This is a genomic window from Kineococcus sp. G2 (assembly GCF_037154035.1).
Classification (GTDB): Bacteria; Actinomycetota; Actinomycetes; order Actinomycetales; family Kineococcaceae; genus Kineococcus.
This window is the reverse complement of the sequence record NZ_JBBBEM010000111.1, coordinates 1-20,136: the sequence shown is the minus strand read 5'-3', so window position 1 is coordinate 20,136 and position 20,136 is coordinate 1. Positions and strand designations below refer to the sequence as shown.

The following is a 20,136-nucleotide window of genomic DNA, read 5'->3' as shown; positions in this document are numbered from 1 at the left end:
CGCGCGGGTCCGACCCCCGGCCCACCGGACCCCTTCGAGCGGTGGATCCCCCGCACCGCGAGCGGCTGGGAGGATCCCCCCACCGAGCACCACACCCAGGGGGACACCGTGCAGCACCAGGCCCAGCCACCCGTCACGCCCGGGACGGGTGCCGCGCCCGCCCTCGCCCTGCGGGGGCTGACGAAGCGCTTCGGCGGCAAGCTCGCCGTCGACGCCCTCGACCTCGACGTGCCCGCCGGGTCGTTCTTCGGGGTCGTCGGCCCCAACGGGGCCGGCAAGACCACCACCCTGTCCATGGCCACCGGCCTGCTGCGCCCCGACGCCGGGCGCGCGTTCGTCCTCGGCGCCGACCTGTGGGCCGACCCGATCGCCGGCAAGCGCCGCCTCGGCGTCCTGCCCGACGGGGTGCGCCTGTTCGACCGCCTCACCGGCCTGGAGCTCGTGCGCTACGCCGGGCTGCTGCGCGGCGTGGAGCGCGACGTCGTCGAGCAGCGCGCCCCCGAACTCCTCGACGCCCTCGGCCTGGCCGACGCCGCCGGCACCCTCGTCGTCGACTACTCCGCCGGCATGACGAAGAAGGTCGCGCTCGCCTGCGCGCTCGTGCACGCACCCCGCCTGCTCGTCCTCGACGAGCCGTTCGAGGCCGTCGACCCCGTCAGCGGCACCACGATCCGCTCCCTGCTCACGTCCTACGTCGCCGGCGGCGGCACCGTCGTGCTCTCCAGCCACGTCATGGACCTGGTGGAGCGGATGTGCGACCACGTCGCCGTCATCTCCGCCGGCCGCGTCCTGGCCACCGGCGACCTCGACACCGTGCGCGGCGGCGGCACCCTGGAGGAGCGCTTCGTCGACCTCGTCGGCGGCGGCCGCGACCTCACCGGCTCCCTGGACTGGCTGCGCTGATGATCGGAACCCTCGTCCGCCTCAAGCTCACCCTCCTGCGCAACGGGCTGCGGCGCAGCCCCTGGCAGGTCGTGGCGTTCGTCGTCGGCGTCCTCTACGCGCTGTCCATCGTCGCCACCGTCGGCGGCGCGCTCGTCGCCCTGCGCTTCACCGGCCTGGACGTCGCCGCCCCCGTCGTCGTCGGCGTCGGGACCCTCGCCGTGCTCGGCTGGGCGCTGATCCCGCTCGTCGCCTTCGGCGTCGACGAGACCGTCGACCCCTCCCGCTTCGCCACCTTCGCCGTGCCCCGCGCCCAGCTCGTGCCCGGCCTGCTGCTCGCCGGCCTCGTCGGCCTGCCCGGCGCCGTCACCCTGCTGCTGTCCCTGGCCGGCGCCGCCGCCCTGTCCCGCTCCGTCCCCGCCACCGTCCTGGCCGTCGTGGCCGCCCTCGTCGGCACCCTCACCGCCGTGGCCGCGTCCCGCGCCACCACCACCGCCGCCGCCGCGCTGCTGCGCGCCCGCCGCACCCGCGACGTCGCCGTCCTCGTCGGCGGTGTCCTGATCGTCCTGCTCGGTCCGGGCATCAACCTGATCGCCCAGCGCGTCGAGGACGGTCTCGACGACCTCGCCGCCCTCGGCCGCGACGCCGCCGCCGTCGCCGGCTGGACCCCGCCCGGCCTCGCCTGGGCAGCGGCCGCCGACGCCGCCGCCGGCCGCTGGGGCACCGCCCTGCTGCGCCTGCTGCTCGCCCTGGCCGTGCTCGCCGCCGTGCTCGGCGCGTGGGCGCTCGCCCTGGGCCGCTCCGGCACCGGCCCCGCCGCGGGCGGCGGCGGGCCCACCCGCGCCACGGCCGGCGGCGGCCTCCTGGACCGCCTGCCCAGCACGCCCACCGGGGCCGTCGCCCGCCGCTGCCTGCTGTACTGGCGCCGCGACCCCCGCTACCTCGTCGCCGCCGCCTCCGTCGCGGTCCTGCCCCTGCTGCTGCTCGTGCTGCCGCTGTCCGCGGGCGGCGACCCCGGCAGGTGGTTCCTCGCCGCCGGGCCGCTCGCCGCCTTCGTCACCGGCTGGTCCCTGCACGACGACGTCGCCTACGACCACTCCGCCTTCACCCTGCACGTCACCGCCGGCGTGCGCGGGCGCGACGACCGCGCCGGGCGCCTCCTGGCCGCCGCCCTCTGGCAGGTGCCCCTCGTGCTCGTCCTCACCGTGATCGGGGCCCTCGTCGCCGGGCGCGCGGACCTGCTGCCGGCCCTGACCGGCGCCTCCGCCGCCCTGCTCGGTGCCGGGTACGGCGTCTCCAGCGTCGCCAGCGCCCTGACCCCCTACCCCGTCGCCCCGCCCGGCGGGAACCCCTTCTCCAGCCCCCGCGGCGCCGCCACCGCCACCCTGCTCGTCCAGCTGGTCACCACCCTCGTCGTCGCCCTGCTCGCGCTGCCCGCGCTCGCCGCGCTGCTCGTGGCGCTGCTGTGGGCGCCGTGGGCCGGGTGGATCGGCCTGGTCGCCGGCACCGGGCTCGGTGCCCTGTGGGTGTGGCTGGGCCTCACCCGCGGCGGCGCCCTGCTCGACCGCCGCGCCCCCGAGGTGCTCGCCGTCGTCAGCCGTTCGTGAGCGCCCCCGGCGGCACGACGGCCGGCCTCGCGCTCGCCGTCGTGCTGCTGGCCGCGACCGCCGTGGCCGCCGGGCGCCTCGGCGGCCTGCGCCACGGCCGCGAGGTCGCCGTCGTGTGCCTGCGCGCCGTCGTGCAGATCACCGCGATCGGCCTCGTCCTCGGCGCCGTCCTGCGCGTGCCCGCCCTGGCGCCGCTGTACCTGGCCCTCGCCCTCGCCGTGGCGTCCTGGACGTCCGCCCGCCGCCTCGGGTCGCTGCGCACCTGGCCCGGCACGGCCCTGGCCGTCGGTGCCGGCGCCCTCCCGGCGGCCGCGGTCGTCGTCGCCACCGGGGCCCTGCCGCTGCGCGCGCTGGACGTGGTGCCCTTCACCGCCCAGCTCATCGGCGGCGCCATGGGGGCCACCACCCTCGCCGGCCGCCGGATGCTCGACGACGTCACCGAGCGCTGGGACCTCGTGGAGGGGTGGCTGGCGCTGGGCGCCGCACCCGCCCGGGCGGTGGCGGAGCTGGGGCGCACCGCCGCCGGCCGCGCCCTCGCGCCCGCCCTGGACCAGACCCGCAACGTCGGCCTGGTCACGCTGCCCGGCGCCTTCGTCGGGCTGCTGCTGGGCGGGGCGAGCCCGCTGGAGGCGGCGCGCGTGCAGCTGCTCGTCCTCGTGGGGCTCATCGCCGCCGAGACGATCGCGGTCGTGGTGGTCACCCGCGTCCTGGGGCGCGGGGTGCGCACCCGCCCCGCTCCCGCCCCGTCCTCGCGGTGATCATGCGAGGTTGAGCGTTCAACCGTGCATGATCACCACGGGGTGGGGGCCCGGTGGGGGGAGGGGGAGCGCAGGGCCCGGGGACGACGGAGGGCCCCCGTCCTCGCGGACGGGGGCCCTCCGTGTTCGGGCGGGGTGGCTCAGAGAGCGCGGACGTCGTCCGCCTGCGGGCCCTTCTGGCCCTGGGTCACCTCGAACTCCACGCGCTGGTTCTCCTCCAGCGAGCGGTAGCCGTTGCCGCTGATGGCCGAGTAGTGGACGAAGACGTCGGGTCCGCCGCCGTCCTGCTCGATGAAGCCGTACCCCTTCTCAGCGTTGAACCACTTGACGGTGCCCTGGGCCATACCTACTCCAACACGTTCCAGTCGGTGCGGGACCTGCGCTCGTGCCGGTCCCGGGCTGAGTGGGAACGCCTTCCGGACCCGGGGGTCCGGCCGGCGGTCGCAACACACTCCGCGGGCGTTCAGAACGATCGAGGAGCTGCTCCAGCTGCAGCCGATCAGTAGCTAACACGACACCCGCGACCCCGCGCAACACTTCTCCACCCATCCGTCACACCGGCGCCGTGCTCGCCGCCGTCCACCCCGGCGGCGCCGGTCCCGCCGGGCCGCCGTCGTGTTCGATGGGCGGGGTGAGCGCACCGGACCGGGCCGCCGCGGCCGCCGACACCGCAGCCGCCCTGGACGCCGTCGGCCCCCGGCTGCGCCGGCTGCGCACCGCCCGCGGCCTCACCCTCGCGCAGGTCTCCGCCGCCACCGGCACCTCCGTCAGCACCCTGTCCCGGCTGGAGTCCGGCGGCCGGCGCGCCACCCTGGAGCTGCTGCTGCCGCTCGTGGCGCACTACGAGGTCAGCCTCGACGAGCTCGTCGCGCCGGAGCGGCCGCCGCGGCGGCGTGCGGCCCGCTCCCGCCACGGGATGACGTCGTACCCGCTGACCCGGGCGCCCGGGGGCCTGCGCGCCTACAAGCTGGTGCTCGCCCCCGGCGCCGGGGAGGACGTCGAGCCGCAGCACCACGAGGGCTACGAGTGGCTGTACGTGATGTCCGGGGTGCTGCGGCTGCGGCTGGGCGGGCAGGACCTGCGGCTGCCGCCGGGGGAGGCCGCCGAGTTCGACACCCACCTGCCGCACGCCATGAGCAACCCGGGCCGGGTGCCGGTGGAGCTGCTCAGCGTGTTCGGCCCCCAGGGCGAGCGCATGCACGTGCGGGCCCGCCCCCGGAGGGGCTGAGCCCCGCACCGCCCGGGTGCAGGCGGGTCAGGTGGAGACGAGCAGGTCCAGCACCGTGCGCGAGAGGGGGCGGTCCGCGTACAGCAGCCGCACCGCGTCCGGGTCGGGGTTGCCCGCGTCGTGGCCGCGCCACTGCAGGTGCAGCCCGGCGCGCTGCGCGACCGCGGCCGAGCGCACGTTGTGCTCCAGCAGGTAGGCGGTCACGGGCACGTCCGGGTGCACCCGCCGCGCCGCGGCGATCGCGGCCGCCGCCAGCTCGCCGGCGTACCCGTGGCCCCAGTCGCGCCGGTGCAGCCGGTAGCTGAGGTTCCACGCCACGCCCAGGCGCAGGTCGCAGCCGCCGGTGCCGACGAGGCGGCCGGCCTCCGGCCCCTCGGCGAGCCGGGCCACCCAGCTGCCCAGGCCCGCCAGGTCCCAGCTCTCGCGCACGTGCTCCAGCAGCAGCGCCGTCCGGGTGCGGTCGGTGTGCCGGCCGGAGGGCAGGTGCTCCCACACGGCCGGGTCGGAGTAGAGGGCGAAGACGTCCTCCAGGTCCGCCAGGCGCGGCGGTGCCAGCAGGAGGCGCTCGGTGCGCGCGGGGATCGCGCCGGTGGTCGCGTCGGGAGGCGGGGTGCTGGGCACGGCCCCATCGTCGCGCTCCACCGCCGCGCGGTGCCAGGTGCGGTGCGGCGGCCCCCGTGGCCCCGAGCCGAGCTGCCACCCCACCGCCGCGGGGCGCCCGGGAGGGGAGGGAATGGTTGTCGGTCTCAGCAGGTTCGAACAGGTGACCGCCGGTGCCGCACCGGGGGTCCGAGCTCGAGGGGAGCGCACCAGATGGCCAAGCACGCCGACGTCCGCCCGGTCGTGAAGCTCCGGTCCACCGCCGGTACCGGGTACACCTACGTGACCCGCAAGAACCGCCGCAACGACCCCGACCGCCTCGTCGTGCGCAAGTACGACCCGGTCGTGCGCGAGCACGTCGACTTCCGCGAGGAGCGCTGACGGTGAAGGTCCGCACCTCGCTGAAGTCCCTGAAGGACCGCCCCGGTTCCGTCGTCGTCCGCCGTCGCGGCCGCGTCGTCGTCGTGAACCGCCGCGACCCGCGGTGGAAGGGTCGCCAGGGTTGAACCCCGCGACGTGACGACGCGGCAGGAGCCGCCCGGCGAGAACGCCGGGCGGCTCCTGCCGCGTCACGGGTGGGGCGCCGCCGCCCGGGCGGCCGTCCCCGGCCCGGTCAGCTCACGCCGGAGATCGTCTCCGCCTTCACGTACAGGGAGCCGACCTGCAGCCCGGCGGCCGGGTCGTAGTTGTTCAGGCTGTCCAGCAGCGCCTGGTCGACCTCGGCCACGGTGCCGGTGAAGCTCACCACGGAGCCCTGCTCCACGTTGAACGGCGACTCCGCGGCGTTCGCCCCGGAGAACTGCGGCAGCCGCACCAGGATCGCGTGGTCCGCCGAGGGGCCGACGTAGAACGCCTCGTCGGCCACGACCTCGACGACCTGCACCGCGTTGGCCTCGACGGGCTGCCCGGCCAGGCCGGCCAGGTCGGTGCCGCTGGCGAAGACGTCCACGCCGTCCACCACCAGGGCACCGGCGGCGACCGCGGCGGCCGTCCCCGCGGCGCCCGCGGTGGCGCTCGCGGTGGCGCTCGCGGTGGCGGTCGGGTCCGCGGTCGCCGTGGCGGTGGCCTCGGGGCTCTCGGTGGCCATCGCGTCGGTCTCGTCCTCACCGGGCGTCGCCGGCGCGGTCACGCCGGCCGTCGTCTCCTCCACGTCGAGGTCGTCCTCGTCGTCGCCGGTGAAGGCGAGGACCGCCCAGACGATGAGCGCGACGGCGATCAGCGCGAGGAGCAGCCACAGCCACCACCGGCTGCCCTTCTTCTCCTCGGCCGCGTGCGCGCCGGTGTCGTACGGTCCGGACATCGTGAAGTACCTCCAGGTAGCGGGATCGTTCTCTGCGACCCCGCTACCCGGTCACCGGCCCCGGCCAACCCCCGCCCGTCCCGATGTCACGGAACCGTCATGACGAGCCGGTCGCCGGCCCGGGGCGCTCAGAGGGTCGTGGCGAGCTCCTCGGCGGCGCGCACGGCCGCGGCGAACTCCGCGTCGGCGCGCTCGCGCAGGGCGGCCAGTTCGGGCACGCGGTCGGCGAGGGTGGCGCTGGTCTGCACCAGGTGCACGTCCATGCCCAGGGCGTTCCCCAGGACGATCCGCAGCACCGGGACGCCGTGGTCCCACGACTCCGTGGGGGTGCCCGGGTCGTAGACGCCGCCGCGGCTGCTGACGACGACCGCGGACCGCCCGGCCAGCGGCTGCGCACCCTCACCCGTGGTCACGCCCGGCACGTGGACGTTGTCGATCCACACCTTCAGCGTGGAGGGGACCGTGTAGTTGTACAGCGGCGCACCCACCAGCAGGACGTCCGCGGCCAGCAGTTCCGAGAGGATCCGCTGCTGCAGCGCGTCCTCCGCCGCCGGCGGGTCCGCGTCGGCGCGCCGTGCCGCCGCCGGCCAGTGCAACTCCGGGTCCGGCAGGTGCGGCAGCGGGTCGCGGTGCAGGTCCCGGTGGGTGACCGTGAACTCCGGACCGCGGGCGCGCCACGCGGCGGCGAACGCCGCGGTGACGGCGCGGGAACGGGAGCGGGCCAGGTCGGCGGAGGAGTCCAGGTGCAGCAGGTGAGGCATCCCGACAACCTACTGAGCCGCCGCGCACCGGCCGCGCCGGGCAGCCCGCTCCACCCGCGAACCCCACCCGCGCACCGCTCCCGCACTAGCGCCACGCGCCGGTCAGGAGCACAGTGGGCGCCGTGGACCGACGGACGCAGGCACAGGTGCGAACGACCGACCGGATCGCGGAGCCCTGGGGGGAGCGGACCCCGTACGGACCGGGTGACCCCTGGCCGGTGCGGGTGGACACCCGGCTGGCGGACGGGGTGGAACCCGAGGACGTCGACCGCTGGGTGCAGTCGGCGACGATCCTGCACTCCAACGGCGACGGGCTGGACATCGCCGTCAAGGACGGGGAGATCGTGGGGGTGCGCGGCCGGGCCGAGGACCGCGTGAACCACGGCCGGCTCGGTCCCAAGGACCTCTTCGGCTGGCAGGCCAACAACTCCCCGGACCGGCTCACCCGGCCCCTCGTGCGCGAGGGCGGCGAACTCGTCGAGACCGACTGGGACACCGCCATGGGGCGCATCGTGGCGCGCAGCAAGGAGCTGCTGGCGGAGCAGGGGCCCAGCGCCCTGGGTTTCTACACCACCGGGCAGCTGTTCCTGGAGGAGTACTACACCCTCGGCGTCATCGCCCACGGCGGCCTCGGCACCAGCCACGTCGACGGCAACACGCGGCTGTGCACGGCCACCGCCGCCGCGGCGCTGAAGGAGAGCTTCGGCTGCGACGGGCAGCCCGGCTCCTACACCGACATCGACCACGCCGACGTCATCGCCCTGTACGGCCACAACATGGCCGAGACGCAGACCGTGCTGTGGACGCGGATCCTGGACCGGCTCGAAGGCCCCAACCCGCCGAAGGTGATCTGCGTCGATCCGCGCGAGACGCCCGTGGCCCGGCACGCCACCGTGCACCTGGCCCCGCGCCCCGGCACGAACGTGGCGCTCATGAACGGCATCCTGCACGAGATCGTCCAGAACGACTGGGTCGACCACGAGTACGTCGACGCGCACGTCGTCGGGTTCCAGGAGCTCGCCGAACGGGTGAAGGAGTACCCGCCGGAGAAGGTCGCCACCATCTGCGACGTGCCGGTCGAGCAGATCCGTGAGGCGGCCCGCGTCCTCGGCACGGCCGAGCGGCTGCTGTCCACCGTGCTGCAGGGCTTCTACCAGGCGAACCAGGCCACCGCCGCCGCCGTGCAGGTCAACAACGTCCACATCGTCCGCGGCATGCTCGGCAAGCCCGGCTGCGGCATCCTGCAGATGAACGGCCAGCCCACCGCGCAGAACACCCGCGAGTGCGGCGCCGACGGCGACCTGGCCGCGTTCCGGAACTGGACCAGCGACGCGCAGGTCGCCGACCTCGCCCGGGTCTGGAACCTCGACCCGATGGACATCCCGCACTACAGCCCGCCCACCCACGTCATGCAGCAGCTGCGCTACATCGAGGACGGCTCGCTGCGGTTCTGGTGGGTGCAGGCCACGAACCCCGCGGTCTCCCTGCCGGAACTGGCGCGCGTGCGCTCCCTGCTGTCGCAGGACCGGCTGTTCCTGGTGGTGCAGGACATCTTCCTGTCGGAGACCGCGCAGCTCGCCGACGTGGTGCTGCCCGCGGCGACGTGGGGGGAGAAGGAGGGCACCTTCACCAACGTCGACCGCACCGTGCACTACTCCGGCAAGGCGGTCGAGCCCCCGGGCGAGGCGCGCCCCGACCTCGACATCTTCCTCGACTACGCCCGGCGCATGGACCTGCGCGACAAGGACGGCGCGCCGCTGGTCAAGTGGCACGACCCCGAGTCGGCGTTCGAGGCGTGGAAGGAGTGCTCCCGCGGTCGGCCCTGCGACTACACCGGCATGAGCTACGACAAGCTCAAGGGCAGCGGCGGCATCCAGTGGCCCTGCAACGAGGAGAACCCCGACGGCAGCGAGCGCATCTACGTCGACGGCAAGTTCTGGGCCGCCCCCGACTACTGCGAGAGCTACGGGCGCGACCTCGTCACCGGTGCCCCGCTCAGCCAGACCGAGTACAAGGCGATGAACCCCGACGGCAAGGCGATCGTCAAGGCCGCGGAGTACGTGCCGCCGCACGAGATCCCCAGCGAGGACTTCCCGCTGCAGCTCATGACGGGCCGAACCCTCTACCACTTCCACACCCGCACCAAGACCGGCCGCGCCCCGCAGCTGCAGGCCGCCGCACCGGAGGTGTGGGTGGAGATGTCGGCCCACGACGCCGAGCTGCGCGGGCTGGCCGAGGGCGACCTGCTGGAGGTGGCGACCCCGCGCGGTTCCCTGCGGGCGCGGCTGCGCGTCTGCGGCATCCGCCGGGGCACCATCTTCGTGCCGTTCCACTACGGGTACTGGGACCGCCCCGGCGGGCACGAACCCGACGAGGCCGGCCGCGCCGCCAACGAGCTGACCATCACCGACTGGGACGCCTGCTCCAAGCAGCCCATCTTCAAGACGGCCGCCGCGACGGTGTCCCTCGTGGAGCGCTCCGGCGGCGCGCCCGCCCCCGCCCCCACGACCACGGGTTCGCGCCCGCTGAGCCCGGACGTCCCCCCCACCACCGGGGGCCCCGACGCCCAGGTCCGCGTGGACCTGCAGACCGCCACCGCCGGAGGTGCCCGGTGAAGATCGGACTCGCCCTGCACGAGCTGCACCGCTCGGAGAACGAACTGGCCGAGAAGCTGCTGCACGTCTCCGACCGCCACAAGGCCGACCACGAGGTCCACCACCTCGCCCGCGACCTCGCCCGCTGGTCGCAGCGCCACGTGGAGGAGCTCGCCGAGGCCGGCCGGCGCTACGACGTCGACCTGAACCCCCGCCCCCGCGGCGAGACGCACCTCATGGCCCGGGCGCGCGACAAGCTCAGCGACGCCGTGGGCCGCGAACCGCAGGCGTCGCTGCTGCTGCTGCTGGACCTGCGGGAGGTCTACACCCGCTCCGCCGGCGTCTCCGCCGACTGGGAGCTCGTCGCCCAGGTGGCGCAGGGCGTCAAGGACACCGAGCTGCTGGCGCTCAGCAAGAAGTGCCACCCGGACAGCCTGCGGCAGATGCGGTGGGCGAACGCCAAGCTCAAGGAGTCCGCCACCCAGGTCCTGGTGAGCTGACCCGGTGGCGGGAGACGACGACAGGACGGACGCCCCGGCGCGGACGCCCGGCGGCGGGGACGGGCACCCGCCCGAGGTGCCCCTGACGCGCATCGTGCTGCGGCCGGTCGGCACCCCGCTGCCGCTGGGGTTCCTCGGCCTGTTCGTCGCCACGGGCGCGTTCGCCGCCCTCCAGCTGGACTGGATCGGCCCCGGGCAGGGGCGGGCGGTGGCGCTGGCCGCGCTGCTGTTCACCGCACCGCTGCAGCTGCTCGCCGCCGTGTACGGCTTCGTGGCGCGCGACCCGGTGGCCGGCACCGGCATGGGCGTCCTGTCCGGGACGTGGGCGACGGCGGGGTTGGTGACGCTCACCTCCCCGCCGGGGTCCACCAGCGCGGGCCTCGGGGTGGTGCTGCTGCTGGCGGCCGGCGCCATGCTCGTGCCCGCCGTGGCGGCCATCGCCAAGGGGGTGGCCGCCGCCGTGATGGCCCTGTCCGCGCTGCGCTTCGCCGTCACCGGTGTCGCGGAGGTGACCGGCTCGGACGCCTGGCTGACCGCGGCCGGCTGGGTGGGGGTGGCCCTGGCGGCGCTGGCCCTCTACGCCGCGCTCGGGTTCGAGCTGGAGGACGCGCGCCACCGCACCGTCCTGCCGCTGCTGCGCCGCGGCCCCGCCAGCAGCGCGATGACCGGCGGGATCGGCGACGAGCTCAGCGACGTCGTGCACGAGGCGGGCGTGCGCAAGCAGCTGTGAGCCCGGCGGGCGCGCGCCGTCTCCGTCACCCGGGCACGGGTGCGGCCGCGCCCGCCCGCCACGACGAGCGCGCCGGCGCCTCGGCCAGCGGGTGCGCCGCCGACACCTCCGGGAACCGCGCGCACCACGCCGCCCACGCCGGGTGCGCGGCCATCCGGTGCACGTGCGCCGCTGCGGTCGTCGCCACCTCGTGCACGTGGGCGGCCAGCAGCCGCTCGCCCGCCGCACCGACGCCGTCCACCCGTCCGGCCTCGTCGCCGAAGAGGTCCCCGGCGGCCTGCTTCGCCCGCTCCAGCAGCTCCTGCCGGTGGTTCAGCTCACCGACCTGCCGGACCGCCCGGCCCTGCGTGCCGAGCTCGTTCTCGCGCAGCACCTGCTGCAGGGCTTCCTTGACGGCCTCGCGGCGCTCGGCCACCTCGCGGGCGTGGTCGACCACGAGCAGCATCTGGTGCCGCACGCCGAGCGCGACGGTGACCTCCGCGTCCAGGCAGTGCACGGCGTGCGCCCAGGCCAGCACCCCCACCCGGTCCGGTCCCCGCACGGTCCCCGCCGGTGCGGCGGAGACGGCCCGCAGCGCGTGCGCGGCCTGGCGCAGGCCCGCGCCGAGAGCGCCCGTCAGCGCCAGCAGGTCGCGGTCGCGCGGGTCGTGCCAGCGGGCGTGGGCGCGCTGCAGCCAGCGCCCACCCACCAGGCGGTCGGTGTCGCGCTCCAGCCGCAGCACCAGCGCCCGCACCTCGCGGGCGTCCGGCCCGGCGGCGTCCGCCCCGGGCAGGGCCGTCGCGCCGTCGCCGTCGGGGACCTGCAGCACCCGCGGCACCAGGGCCTTGACGTCCAGGTCGCCGATCGTGAACGGGGACGCGTCCGCCGTCGCCGCCCGGGCGGGTGCCGCACGAGGCCGGCGCACCCCGTGCTGCACCCACAGCAGGTCGCCCACGGCGTCCGCGCAGGGGCTCGAGGTGTCGACGCTCAGGCCGCCGGCCGGGTCGTCGCGGCGCTGGGTGAGCAGGCCGGCGCGGGTCAGGCGCTGCACCGCCAGGGCGGTCACGTCGCGGGCGGTGCCGGCGCGCTCGGCGGCCGCGCGCAGCGGCACGTCGCGCCCGCCGAGGGCGTGCACGGCGGCGAGCACGTCCCCACCGGCCTCGCCGCCGACGAGCAGGTCCAGGGGGTCGGGACGGTCCACGAGCGGGACGGTAGGGGCCTGCCCCGCCCGGCGGCGAACCCGCTGAGCCGACCGGGGGGCGGACCGCACCGACCGTGACGCGACCGGCGCGGCCCGCTGCGTCAGGCGGCGGTGAGCGGTTCCGCCACCGGACCCGCCCCGGCGCGCGCGGGCGGTCGCCGCAGCCGCGCCACCAGCCGGCACCCCAGGTAGAGCAGGAACGACACCGTCGTCACGTACGGGCTGATCGGCACGCTCGAACCCAGCGCCAGCAGCGTGCCGCCGACGACGGAGACCACCGCGAACAGCACCGACAGCACCGGCACCAGGTACGGGGAGGCGCTCACCCGCAGCGCCGCCGCCGCCGGCGTCACCAGCAGCGCCAGCACCAGCAGCGCCCCCACGACCTGCACGCTCATCGCCACCGACAGCCCCAGCAGCAGCATGAACACCGGCGACAGCAGCCGCACCGGCACCCCGCGCGCCTCGGCCACCTCCGGGTCCAGCGACGCGAACAGCAGCGGCCGCCACAGCACCAGCAGCGCCACCAGCACCACGGTGGCGATGACGGCCAGCGACACCAGCTGCGGGTCGTCCACCGCGACGATCTGCCCGGTCAGCAGCCCGAACTTGTTCGCGGCGCGCCCCTCGTACAGGGCCAGGAACAGCACGCCCAGCCCCAGCCCGAACGGCATCAGAACCCCGATGGCGGAGTTGTGCTCGCGGGCCCGGTTGCCGAGCACCCCGAACAGCACGGCCGCCAGCACCGACCCCACGAGCGAACCCGCCACGACGTCCACGCCCAGCAGCAGCGCCCCCGCTCCGCCGGCGAAGCTGAGCTCCGCCGTGCCGTGCACCGCGAACGGCAGGTCCCGCGCCACCACGACCACGCCGACGAGGCCGCCGACCAGGCCGAGCAGGGCACCGGCCCACAGGGAGTTCTGCACCAGCGCCAGCAGCGCGCCGTAGTCGCTGAAGTCGAACACGTCCGACCACGTCACCGCGCCCATCAGTGGACCCCCTCGTGGGCGTGCGGGTGCTCGGCGGGGGCGGCGGCGCCGGCGACGAGCACCCGCCCGCCCGAGCGCAGCACCTGAACCGGCGAGCCGTACAGCGACGACAGCGTCTGCGACGTCATCACCTCGTCCGGGGTGCCGACGCGGAACCGGCCGCCGGCCAGGTACAGCACCCGGTCGGCGTACGGCAGGACCGGGTTCACGTCGTGGGTGACGAACAGCACCGCCGCGCCCGTGCGGCGCCGGCAGGCGTCCACCAGGGCGGTCACCGCCGCCGCGTGGTGCGGGTCCAGCGACAGCAGCGGCTCGTCGGCCAGCAGCAGGTCCGGCTCGCCCACGACGCTCTGCGCGACCCGCAACCGCTGCTGCTCCCCGCCGGAGAGCCGCCCCACGGGTTCGTCGGCGTAGGCGGTGGCGCCCACGGCGGCCAGCACGTCGTCCACGCGGCGCCCCGTGCGCCGCGAGGGCAGCAGCGGCCCCCACCGGTGCCCGTCCAGGCCCAGGCGCACGAAGTCCCGCGCGCGCAGCGGGGTGGCGGGGTCCAGCCCCTTCTGCTGCGGCACGTACCCGATGCGGCGATCGCCCCGGCGCGCGGGGCGGCCGGCGACCTCCACGGTGCCGGCGCGCAGCGCGTGCTGGCCCAGCACGACCTTCAGCAGGCTGGACTTGCCGGCGCCGTTGGCGCCGAGCACGGCGACGAACTCGCCGGGGGCGACGTCCAGGTCCAGGCCCGACCAGAGCCGGTGGGCCCCGTGCGCCAGTTCCGCGCCGCGCAGCCGCAGCGCGGGCGGCGTCGCGGCGCCGCTCACGCGGTCAGGGCCGACACGACGGCGTCGACGTTCGCGCTCATCCACGACACGTAGTCCTCACCGTCGGGCAGCGTCTCGGTCACCGGCACCACGGGCACGTCCGCGGCCTCCGCGGCGCGCAGCACCTGCTCGGTCTGCGGGCCGGTGGTCTGCTCGTTGTGCACCAGGGCGCGCACCTGCCCGGCCGGGAACAGCGCTAGCGTCTCCCGCAGGGCGTCGGCCGGGACGTCGGTCTCCTCCTCGATCGCCTCGGAGAACTCCTCGGGCGTGCGGTTCTCGGCGCCGAGGGCGTCCAGCAGGTACCCGGGGACCGGCTCGGTGACCGCCACCGGCGCGCCGGCCGTCGTGGCGGCGGCCTCCGCGATGCGCTGCTCCAGCTGCGCCAGCTGCGCGTCGAGGGCGGCGGCGTTGGCCTCGAACGTCGCGGCGTCGGCGGGGGAGGCCTCGGCGAGGGCGGCCTCGACGGCGTCGGCGACCTTCCGCACGGTCGGCACGTCGTACCAGACGTGCTCGTTGAACTCCCCGCTCGTGTCCTTCCCGGACAGCTCCACGGCGTTCACCACGACGGGGTCGGTGCCCTCGACGGCGTCGAGCATGGTGTCGACGAAGTCGTCGTACCCGCCGCCGTTCTCGATGACGACGTCGGCCCGGGAGAGCGCCAGCTGGGTGCGGGTGCTGGCCTCGTAGGAGTGCGGGTCGGCGGAGGGGTCGTCGACGATCGAGGTGACGGTGGCGGCGTCGCCGGCGATCGCCTCCGCGATCGAGCCGTACACGTCCGTCGAGGCCACGACGGTGGTGGTGTCGTCCGCGGCGGTGTCGTCGCCCCCGCACGCGGCGAGGCCGAGGGTGGTGAGGGCGGCGAGGACGAGGGCGGCGCGGCGCATCGGCGGCTTCCTGACGATGGGAACGGTTGTCGGAAACTGTAACCCCGCCGCGCCGCCGTCCCCTCCCGCCGTCCCCGTCCCGCCTCACCCCCTCCGCGCCCCTCCGACCCCCAGCGGTGATCGAGGAAGTTGCCACTTCCTCGATCACCGCTGGGTCGGGGGAGAACGGTGGGGCGGGGTCAGCGGGGTCAGCGGGGTCAGCGGGGGGCGGGGGAGGGCTCGGCGGCGCGGTGGCCGTCCGGCTCGAGCGACTCCATCGTCCGCGTGCACGTCGCGATCAGCAGCGGCACCGCCAGCATCGCGCCCACCGCCGGCACCGCGGCGCCGGAGTCGTTGACGGCGAAGCCGATGCCCAGCAGCACCAGCAGCGCCACGCACCCCGGCCGCAGCGCCGGGTGCCGGTCGTAGGTGCGCTGCAGCACCGGCACGCCCAGCACGTGCGGGCGCACCAGGACGAACGCGATGAACACCGCCGCCAGGGCCAGCACGGCGCTGAGGATCCAGTTGCCCACGAGGATGCGCAGGTTCTGCGCCAGCTTGCGCTCCACGACCTGCCAGGCCCCGCCGTCCAGCAGGGTCTGCACGAACCGGCCCAGGTGCGTCTGCTGGTCCACCGGCCGCATCCAGTCCACCAGCGAGATCGCCGCCAGCAGCAGCACCGTGCCGGCCAGCAGCAGCAGTACCCGCCGCCACGTCACCCGCACGCCCGCCACGAGCAGCGCGAACAACCCGAACGCCGGCACGATCGCCGGCGGCCCGCCGAAGTCGCTGCCCAGCACCCCGTCGACGTAGACGGCCAGCAGGCCCAGGCCCGCCACCACCGCCGCGGCCGCGCGCCGGCGCCCCGCCAGCAGCAGCCGGTCCACCACGGCGATCGTGAACAGCAGCGCCCCGGTCGCGAACAGCGCGAACTGCTGGTTGCCCAGGCCGTAGAAGCGGCCCGCCACCACCGGCTGCAGGCCGTTGAGGCTGGAGGTGATCAGCCGCGACCCGGTCGCGGTGTCGACCGCGAGCACCCCGGCCGTGATCGCACCGACGACGCCGAGCGGCCCCAGCGGGTGCCGGCGCCACGGCCCCAGCAGCGCCACGGCCGTGATCGCCGCCACGTACAGGCCCACGGCGGCGCTCACGGCCAGCAGGTTCTCGACGGTGGAGTCGCCGTAGCGCCACCACGGGATCGTGTTCGCCAGGAACGTCGAGGCGCACACCGCCCCGTACAGCACCGCCAGGGTGCGCAGCAGCGCCAGCACCCGCCGCCGCCCGCGCGCCCCGCCCCAGGCGCGGCGCAGCGCGAGGGTCGCCACCGCGTACAGGACGATCTGCGACGCCCCCCAGACGGTGAAGAACGGCGCCACGAGCGGCTGCACGGCCTGCGCCGCCTGGTCGAGGTCGCGCACCTTCTCCACCCGCTCGGCCAGGCTCGTGCCCGCCCGCGTGGACGTGACCGGCGCCCCCACCAGCCCGGCGACGTCGTGGTCCGTCCCCAGCGCCAGGGCCAGCACGGTGGGGGTCAGGTCCGTGGTCTGCACGATGCCGACCTGGCGGGTGGAACGGCTGACGAGCAGGCCGTCGTACTCCCCGCCGCCGGGCTGCGGGCCGGTGGCGGCCGCGAACTGCAGGTGCGGCGTCTTGCCGGCGTCGCCGATCGAGGCGGCGAACAGGGTCGTGCCGTCGGCGCCCGTCGATGCGGCCACCGCCTCCTGCACGGCGCCGACGACGGCGTCCACGGCGGCGACCTGCTCGGCGCGCGAGGCGGCGGGCGCCTCCTCCTCGCCGGGCAGGTCCGCGGGGTCGCGCACGACCCCGGCGTCGACGACGACCACCTCGGCGCCGGACTCCAGCGCGTCGCGCACGTACCCGCCGACGGCGGCCGGGGTGGGCGCCTCCTCGGTGCCCACGTACGCCGGGACCCGCCCGGCCGAGGTCGCCAGCGCCACGCCCGCGCCGGGCCCGATCGCCAGGGCGCGGGTGCCGGCCTCGGCGAGCGCGTCGCCCAGCAGGCCCGGCTCGGCGCCGAACGTGCCGGCGGCGGCGATCTCCCGGTACCGCTCGAAGTCCGGCTGCACGCCGTCGACGACCTCGGCGACGGGGGCGCAGGCGGCGTTGACGTGCTCGGCGGAGGTGCCGGCGAAGTCGGTGGCTCGCCGGGCGGCGGCCAGCGCCAGCCAGCCGTCGCCCGGGCACGCGGCGGTGAACACGCTGCGCACGGCGACCGTGCCGATGGCGCCGCTGCGCATGGCGGCCAGCGCCAGGGTGGCCTCCTCGGAGACGTCCGTCCAGCGCACGCCGCTGAAGCCGACGAGCACCAGGGGGTGCTGCTCGCCGTCCCCCGCCGGGGCGGCGGCCCGCGCGGGCGCCGCGAGCAGCACGGGCAGCGCGGTCAGCGCGGTCAGCAGGACCGCGAGCACGCCCAGCACCGCCCCCAGCGGGGCCCTCGGCGCCGGAGCGGTGGCGGGACGGTGGGCGGGCGCGGGTCGGGGCGGCACCCGTCCAGGCTAAGGACCCGCCGTGCGCGGCTCGTGACGGAGCGGGTGGGGGTCTGGGGGAGGATCGGCGGGTGGTCGTGGACGGGGCAGCGCGGGCGTCGGGAGCGCGGGGACGTGCCGGTGGGGCCGGGGCGTCGTCGCCGCTGCCGCTGGTGCTGGGCGTGCTGGTGCTGCTGGCGGCGGCCGCGCCGGTGGCGCACCGGTACCTGGTGGCGTACCCGCAGGACCAGTGGCAGGTGGACCTGGAGGTGTACCGGGAGGCGGGCCGCAGCCTGCTGCTGGGCCGGCCGGTGTACGAGGTCGTCACCGAGTCCCCGCAGCTGCTGCCGTTCACCTACCCCACGTTCTCGGCGGTGCTGGCCGTGCCGCTGGCGCTGCTGCCGTGGGGTGCCGCCGGCTGGGTGTGGACGGGCGTGCAGCTGGCGCTGCTGTGGCTGGTGGTGGGGCTGGCGTTCGCCCCGCTGCTGGCGCGCGGCGGGCGGTGGGCGCCGCTGGCGCAGGGCGTGATCGCCGGCGCGTGCGTGTGGATCTCCCCGGTGGGGGAGAACGTGCGCTTCGGCCAGGTGAACCTGGTGCTGGTCTCGCTGTGCCTGCTGGACCTGGTGCGCGGTGCGGAGGGGGTGCGCCTGGGCCGGTTCCGGGTGCGCTGGCCGCGCGGGGCCCTGGTGGGGGTGGCGGTGGCGGTCAAGCTGACGCCGGGGGTGTTCCTGGTGCACTTCGCGATCACCCGGCAGTGGCGCGAGCTGCGCAACGCGGTGCTGGCCGCCGCGGGGGTCACGGTGGCGACGTTCCTGCTGGCGCCGGAGGCGTCGCTGGAGTTCTGGACGTCCGCGCTGCTGAACCCGGACCGCCTGGGACCGAACGCGGGCTCGTCGAACCAGTCGATCCGCGGCTTCCTGCTGCGGCTGTACCTGGCGGACGGCGCGACGACCGCGCTGTGGGCGCTGGCGGCGGCCGTCGCGGCGGCGGCCGGCTTCGCGGTGGCGCGGCGGCTGCACCGGTGCGGCTCCACGGTGGGGGAGGTCGCGGCCTGCGGGCTGGTGGCGGTGCTGGTCTCGCCGGTGTCGTGGCTGCACCACCTGGTGTGGGGCGTGGTGGTGCTGGGGGCGCTGGCCGGTGACGGCCGCGAGCGCCGCCGGGTCGTGGTGGCCCTGGTGGCCACGGCGGGGCTGTGGGTGGCGTGGCCGTGGTGGGGGGCGAACCTGCTGGCGACGGGGGCGGTGCCGGTGCCGCTGGCGCGCGCGGTGCAGAGCGGGAACCTGTGGTGGGCGTGCCTGGCGCTGGTGGCGCTGGCGCGGGTGGCGGCCCGTCCGGCGGGCGAGCCGCGGAGCGTGTCGCGCTCGCACGATCTTCACGTTGCGTGATTGATTAGTCGCTCTGTGTTTAAGGGTGGTCCTCCCGGGGGAAGACGGCTCAGCAAGCGAGCCCAACCGAGGGGGGAACCGTGACCCAGACGACGCGCAACCTGCGTCCGACCGTCGACGCGTGGGAGTGGCAGCTGCGGGGGTCCTGCCGCGACGCCGACCCCGAGCTGTTCTTCCACCCCGAGCTCGAACGGGGAGCGGCCCGGCAGCACCGCGACGCCGCCGCGCTCGCCGTGTGCGCCGAGTGCCCCGTCCTGCGCCAGTGCCGCGAGCACGTCCTCACCCACCGCGAGGTCTACGGCGTGTGGGGCGGGCTCACCGAGGACCAGCGCGAGCAGGTCTGGGCCGCCCGCCAGGACCGCCGCCGCCTGCGCACCGCCAGCTGACCCCCCCCCCCCCCGCCGCACCGACCGGTGCGCACGGTCGCACCCGCGGCCGCGCGCACCGGCCGGCGCGGCGGCCGGTCGGGATAGCGTTCCCCCGTGCCCCGCTACGCGTTCTTCGGCCCCGTCGGCACCTTCTCCGAGGCCGCCCTGCGCACCGTCGTGCCCGACGCGCCCGCCGAGGCCATGCCCAGCGTCGACGCCACCATCGAGGCGGTGCGCACCGGCGCCGTCGACGTCGGGTGCGTGCCCATCGAGAACTCCGTCGAGGGCGGGGTGCCCGCCACCCTCGACGGCCTCGCGGTCGGCGAGCCCCTCGTCGTGGTCGCCGAGGTCGTCCTGCCCGTCTCCTTCGTGCTGGCCGCGCTCCCCGGCACCGCGCTCGCCGACGTGCGCCGCGTGAGCACCCACTCGCACGCCTACGCCCAGGTGCGCCACCGGCTGCACCGGGAGCTGCCCGGCGTCTCCTACGTGCCCGCCACCTCCACCGCCGCCTCCGCCGCCGCCCTCGCCGCCGAGCGCGACGGCGGGCCCGCCGCCGGCTTCGAGGGCGCGGTGTGCGCGCCGTTCGCCGCCCGCCGCTTCGGGCTGGACGTGCTCGCCGAGCGCATCGAGGACCGCGCCGGCGCCCAGACCCGGTTCGTGCTGCTCTCGCGGCCCGGTGCCGTGCCCGAGCGCACCGGCGACGACAAGACGTCCCTGGTGCTGTTCCTGCGCGAGGAGCGCCCCGGTGCGCTGGTGGAGGCGCTCGAGCAGTTCGTCACCCGCGGCATCAACCTCACCCGCATCGAGTCCCGCCCCGCCGGCGACGCCCTGGGGCGCTACTGCTTCTCCATCGACTGCGACGGTCACCTGCAGGACGCCCGCGTCGGCGAGGCCCTCATGGGCCTGCACCGGGTGTGCGAACGGGTGCGGTTCGTGGGCAGCTACCCGCGCGCCGACGGCGGGCACGCCGTGCTCGGCTCCGGCCCCACGGACGCCGCGTTCGCGCGGGCGCAGGACTGGCTGGAGCACCTGCGCGCCGGCGGCGCCTGACGTCTCCCCGCCCGTCCCCCGCACCCCCCACCCCCCACCC

The 20,136-nt window shown here is 76.3% G+C and carries 21 protein-coding genes; 12 read left to right on the top strand and 9 right to left on the bottom strand.

Annotated elements, in window-relative coordinates; genetic code table 11:
- The first annotated feature begins 108 nt into the window (after nucleotides 1–108).
- Genes V9U69_RS15770 through V9U69_RS15760 form a run of 3 tightly spaced genes read left to right on the top strand, consistent with a single transcriptional unit; the run spans nucleotide 109 to nucleotide 3,247 of the window.
- Complete coding sequence (locus V9U69_RS15770; RefSeq protein WP_337062804.1) at nucleotides 109–903, top strand: ABC transporter ATP-binding protein; 795 nt, start codon at nucleotides 109–111, stop codon at nucleotides 901–903.
- Nucleotides 903–2,489 carry a hypothetical protein gene (locus V9U69_RS15765; protein WP_337062803.1) on the top strand — a complete coding sequence of 529 codons (1,587 nt, stop codon included), beginning with the start codon at nucleotides 903–905 and terminating at the stop codon, nucleotides 2,487–2,489. The genes V9U69_RS15770 and V9U69_RS15765 overlap by 1 nt, the downstream gene beginning before the upstream one ends.
- Nucleotides 2,486–3,247, top strand: coding sequence for an ABC transporter permease (locus V9U69_RS15760; protein WP_337062802.1), 762 nt, complete (start codon nucleotides 2,486–2,488; stop codon nucleotides 3,245–3,247). The genes V9U69_RS15765 and V9U69_RS15760 overlap by 4 nt, the downstream gene beginning before the upstream one ends.
- A 140-nt stretch (nucleotides 3,248–3,387) precedes the next feature.
- Here V9U69_RS15760 and V9U69_RS15755 read toward each other — a convergent pair whose 3' ends face one another.
- Nucleotides 3,388–3,591: a cold-shock protein gene (locus V9U69_RS15755; RefSeq protein ID WP_242127978.1), complete on the bottom strand. Its 204-nt coding sequence runs from the start codon at nucleotides 3,589–3,591 to the stop codon at nucleotides 3,388–3,390.
- 278 nt (nucleotides 3,592–3,869) lie between these two features.
- Between V9U69_RS15755 and V9U69_RS15750 the strand changes: the two genes are divergently transcribed.
- The gene (locus V9U69_RS15750; RefSeq protein WP_442907789.1) at nucleotides 3,870–4,475 is read left to right on the top strand and encodes a helix-turn-helix domain-containing protein; all 606 of its coding nucleotides are present in this window, start codon (nucleotides 3,870–3,872) and stop codon (nucleotides 4,473–4,475) included.
- 27 nt (nucleotides 4,476–4,502) lie between these two features.
- Here the strand turns inward: V9U69_RS15750 and V9U69_RS15745 are convergent, their stop codons facing one another.
- Nucleotides 4,503–5,096, bottom strand: a complete 594-nt coding sequence (locus tag V9U69_RS15745) for a GNAT family N-acetyltransferase (RefSeq protein WP_337062800.1) — start codon at nucleotides 5,094–5,096, stop codon at nucleotides 4,503–4,505.
- Between the two features lie 192 nt (nucleotides 5,097–5,288).
- Here V9U69_RS15745 and rpmG point away from each other — a divergent pair, with 192 nt between their 5' ends.
- Entirely contained in the window at nucleotides 5,289–5,456 is a 168-nt protein-coding gene (rpmG, locus tag V9U69_RS15740) for a 50S ribosomal protein L33 (protein WP_166611399.1), read from the top strand.
- 2 nt (nucleotides 5,457–5,458) lie between these two features.
- Complete coding sequence (locus V9U69_RS15735) at nucleotides 5,459–5,581, top strand: 50S ribosomal protein L36 (protein WP_337062799.1); 123 nt, start codon at nucleotides 5,459–5,461, stop codon at nucleotides 5,579–5,581.
- Between the two features lie 107 nt (nucleotides 5,582–5,688).
- Here V9U69_RS15735 and V9U69_RS15730 read toward each other — a convergent pair whose 3' ends face one another.
- Nucleotides 5,689–6,375: a hypothetical protein gene (locus V9U69_RS15730; RefSeq protein ID WP_337062798.1), complete on the bottom strand. Its 687-nt coding sequence runs from the start codon at nucleotides 6,373–6,375 to the stop codon at nucleotides 5,689–5,691.
- Between the two features lie 128 nt (nucleotides 6,376–6,503).
- Complete coding sequence (locus V9U69_RS15725) at nucleotides 6,504–7,136, bottom strand: FMN-dependent NADH-azoreductase (RefSeq protein WP_337062797.1); 633 nt, start codon at nucleotides 7,134–7,136, stop codon at nucleotides 6,504–6,506.
- 146 nt (nucleotides 7,137–7,282) lie between these two features.
- Here V9U69_RS15725 and V9U69_RS15720 point away from each other — a divergent pair, with 146 nt between their 5' ends.
- From V9U69_RS15720 to V9U69_RS15710, 3 genes are all read left to right on the top strand, one after another.
- Complete coding sequence (locus V9U69_RS15720) at nucleotides 7,283–9,751, top strand: molybdopterin oxidoreductase family protein (protein WP_442907788.1); 2,469 nt, start codon at nucleotides 7,283–7,285, stop codon at nucleotides 9,749–9,751.
- A complete protein-coding gene (locus V9U69_RS15715; RefSeq protein ID WP_337062795.1) occupies nucleotides 9,748–10,230 on the top strand; it encodes a hypothetical protein in 483 nt (160 codons plus the stop codon). The genes V9U69_RS15720 and V9U69_RS15715 overlap by 4 nt, the downstream gene beginning before the upstream one ends.
- Nucleotides 10,231–10,306: 76 nt before the next feature.
- A complete protein-coding gene (locus tag V9U69_RS15710; protein WP_337062794.1) occupies nucleotides 10,307–10,960 on the top strand; it encodes a hypothetical protein in 654 nt (217 codons plus the stop codon).
- A gap of 25 nt (nucleotides 10,961–10,985) precedes the next feature.
- Here V9U69_RS15710 and V9U69_RS15705 read toward each other — a convergent pair whose 3' ends face one another.
- The 5 genes from V9U69_RS15705 to V9U69_RS15685 all read right to left on the bottom strand — a co-directional run bounded on the left by V9U69_RS15705 (nucleotide 10,986) and on the right by V9U69_RS15685 (nucleotide 17,314).
- Nucleotides 10,986–12,140 carry a hypothetical protein gene (locus V9U69_RS15705; protein ID WP_337062793.1) on the bottom strand — a complete coding sequence of 385 codons (1,155 nt, stop codon included), beginning with the start codon at nucleotides 12,138–12,140 and terminating at the stop codon, nucleotides 10,986–10,988.
- A 101-nt stretch (nucleotides 12,141–12,241) separates the two neighbouring features.
- Nucleotides 12,242–13,129, bottom strand: coding sequence for a metal ABC transporter permease (locus V9U69_RS15700; RefSeq protein WP_337062792.1), 888 nt, complete (start codon nucleotides 13,127–13,129; stop codon nucleotides 12,242–12,244).
- Entirely contained in the window at nucleotides 13,129–13,944 is an 816-nt protein-coding gene (locus V9U69_RS15695) for a metal ABC transporter ATP-binding protein (protein WP_337062791.1), read from the bottom strand. Before V9U69_RS15695 ends, V9U69_RS15700 begins: the two co-directional genes overlap by 1 nt.
- Nucleotides 13,941–14,828, bottom strand: a complete 888-nt coding sequence (locus V9U69_RS15690; RefSeq protein ID WP_337062790.1) for a metal ABC transporter solute-binding protein, Zn/Mn family — start codon at nucleotides 14,826–14,828, stop codon at nucleotides 13,941–13,943. The genes V9U69_RS15695 and V9U69_RS15690 overlap by 4 nt, the downstream gene beginning before the upstream one ends.
- A gap of 197 nt (nucleotides 14,829–15,025) precedes the next feature.
- Nucleotides 15,026–17,314 carry a hypothetical protein gene (locus V9U69_RS15685; protein WP_337062789.1) on the bottom strand — a complete coding sequence of 763 codons (2,289 nt, stop codon included), beginning with the start codon at nucleotides 17,312–17,314 and terminating at the stop codon, nucleotides 15,026–15,028.
- Between the two features lie 71 nt (nucleotides 17,315–17,385).
- Between V9U69_RS15685 and V9U69_RS15680 the strand changes: the two genes are divergently transcribed.
- The 3 genes from V9U69_RS15680 to pheA all read left to right on the top strand — a co-directional run bounded on the left by V9U69_RS15680 (nucleotide 17,386) and on the right by pheA (nucleotide 20,096).
- Nucleotides 17,386–18,678, top strand: coding sequence for a glycosyltransferase 87 family protein (locus V9U69_RS15680; RefSeq protein ID WP_337062788.1), 1,293 nt, complete (start codon nucleotides 17,386–17,388; stop codon nucleotides 18,676–18,678).
- An 80-nt stretch (nucleotides 18,679–18,758) separates the two neighbouring features.
- On the top strand, nucleotides 18,759–19,064 hold the full coding sequence (locus tag V9U69_RS15675) for a WhiB family transcriptional regulator (protein WP_337062787.1): 306 nt from the start codon (nucleotides 18,759–18,761) through the stop codon (nucleotides 19,062–19,064).
- 96 nt (nucleotides 19,065–19,160) lie between these two features.
- Entirely contained in the window at nucleotides 19,161–20,096 is a 936-nt protein-coding gene (pheA, locus tag V9U69_RS15670) for a prephenate dehydratase (RefSeq protein WP_337062786.1), read from the top strand.
- Nucleotides 20,097–20,136 lie beyond the last annotated feature (40 nt).

Bases quoted from the DNA above. Each gene is read 5' to 3' on its own strand.
- V9U69_RS15725 (WP_337062797.1), bottom strand. From the start codon at position 7,136: ATGCCTCACCTGCTGCACCTGGACTCCTCCGCCGACCTGGCCCGCTCC.
- V9U69_RS15700 (WP_337062792.1), bottom strand. From the start codon at position 13,129: ATGGGCGCGGTGACGTGGTCGGACGTGTTCGACTTCAGCGACTACGGC.
- V9U69_RS15730 (WP_337062798.1), bottom strand. From the start codon at position 6,375: ATGTCCGGACCGTACGACACCGGCGCGCACGCGGCCGAGGAGAAGAAG.
- V9U69_RS15755 (WP_242127978.1), bottom strand. From the start codon at position 3,591: ATGGCCCAGGGCACCGTCAAGTGGTTCAACGCTGAGAAGGGGTACGGC.
- V9U69_RS15765 (WP_337062803.1), top strand. From the start codon at position 903: ATGATCGGAACCCTCGTCCGCCTCAAGCTCACCCTCCTGCGCAACGGG.
- V9U69_RS15750 (WP_442907789.1), top strand. From the start codon at position 3,870: ATGGGCGGGGTGAGCGCACCGGACCGGGCCGCCGCGGCCGCCGACACC.
- V9U69_RS15690 (WP_337062790.1), bottom strand. From the start codon at position 14,828: ATGCGCCGCGCCGCCCTCGTCCTCGCCGCCCTCACCACCCTCGGCCTC.
- rpmG (WP_166611399.1), top strand. From the start codon at position 5,289: ATGGCCAAGCACGCCGACGTCCGCCCGGTCGTGAAGCTCCGGTCCACC.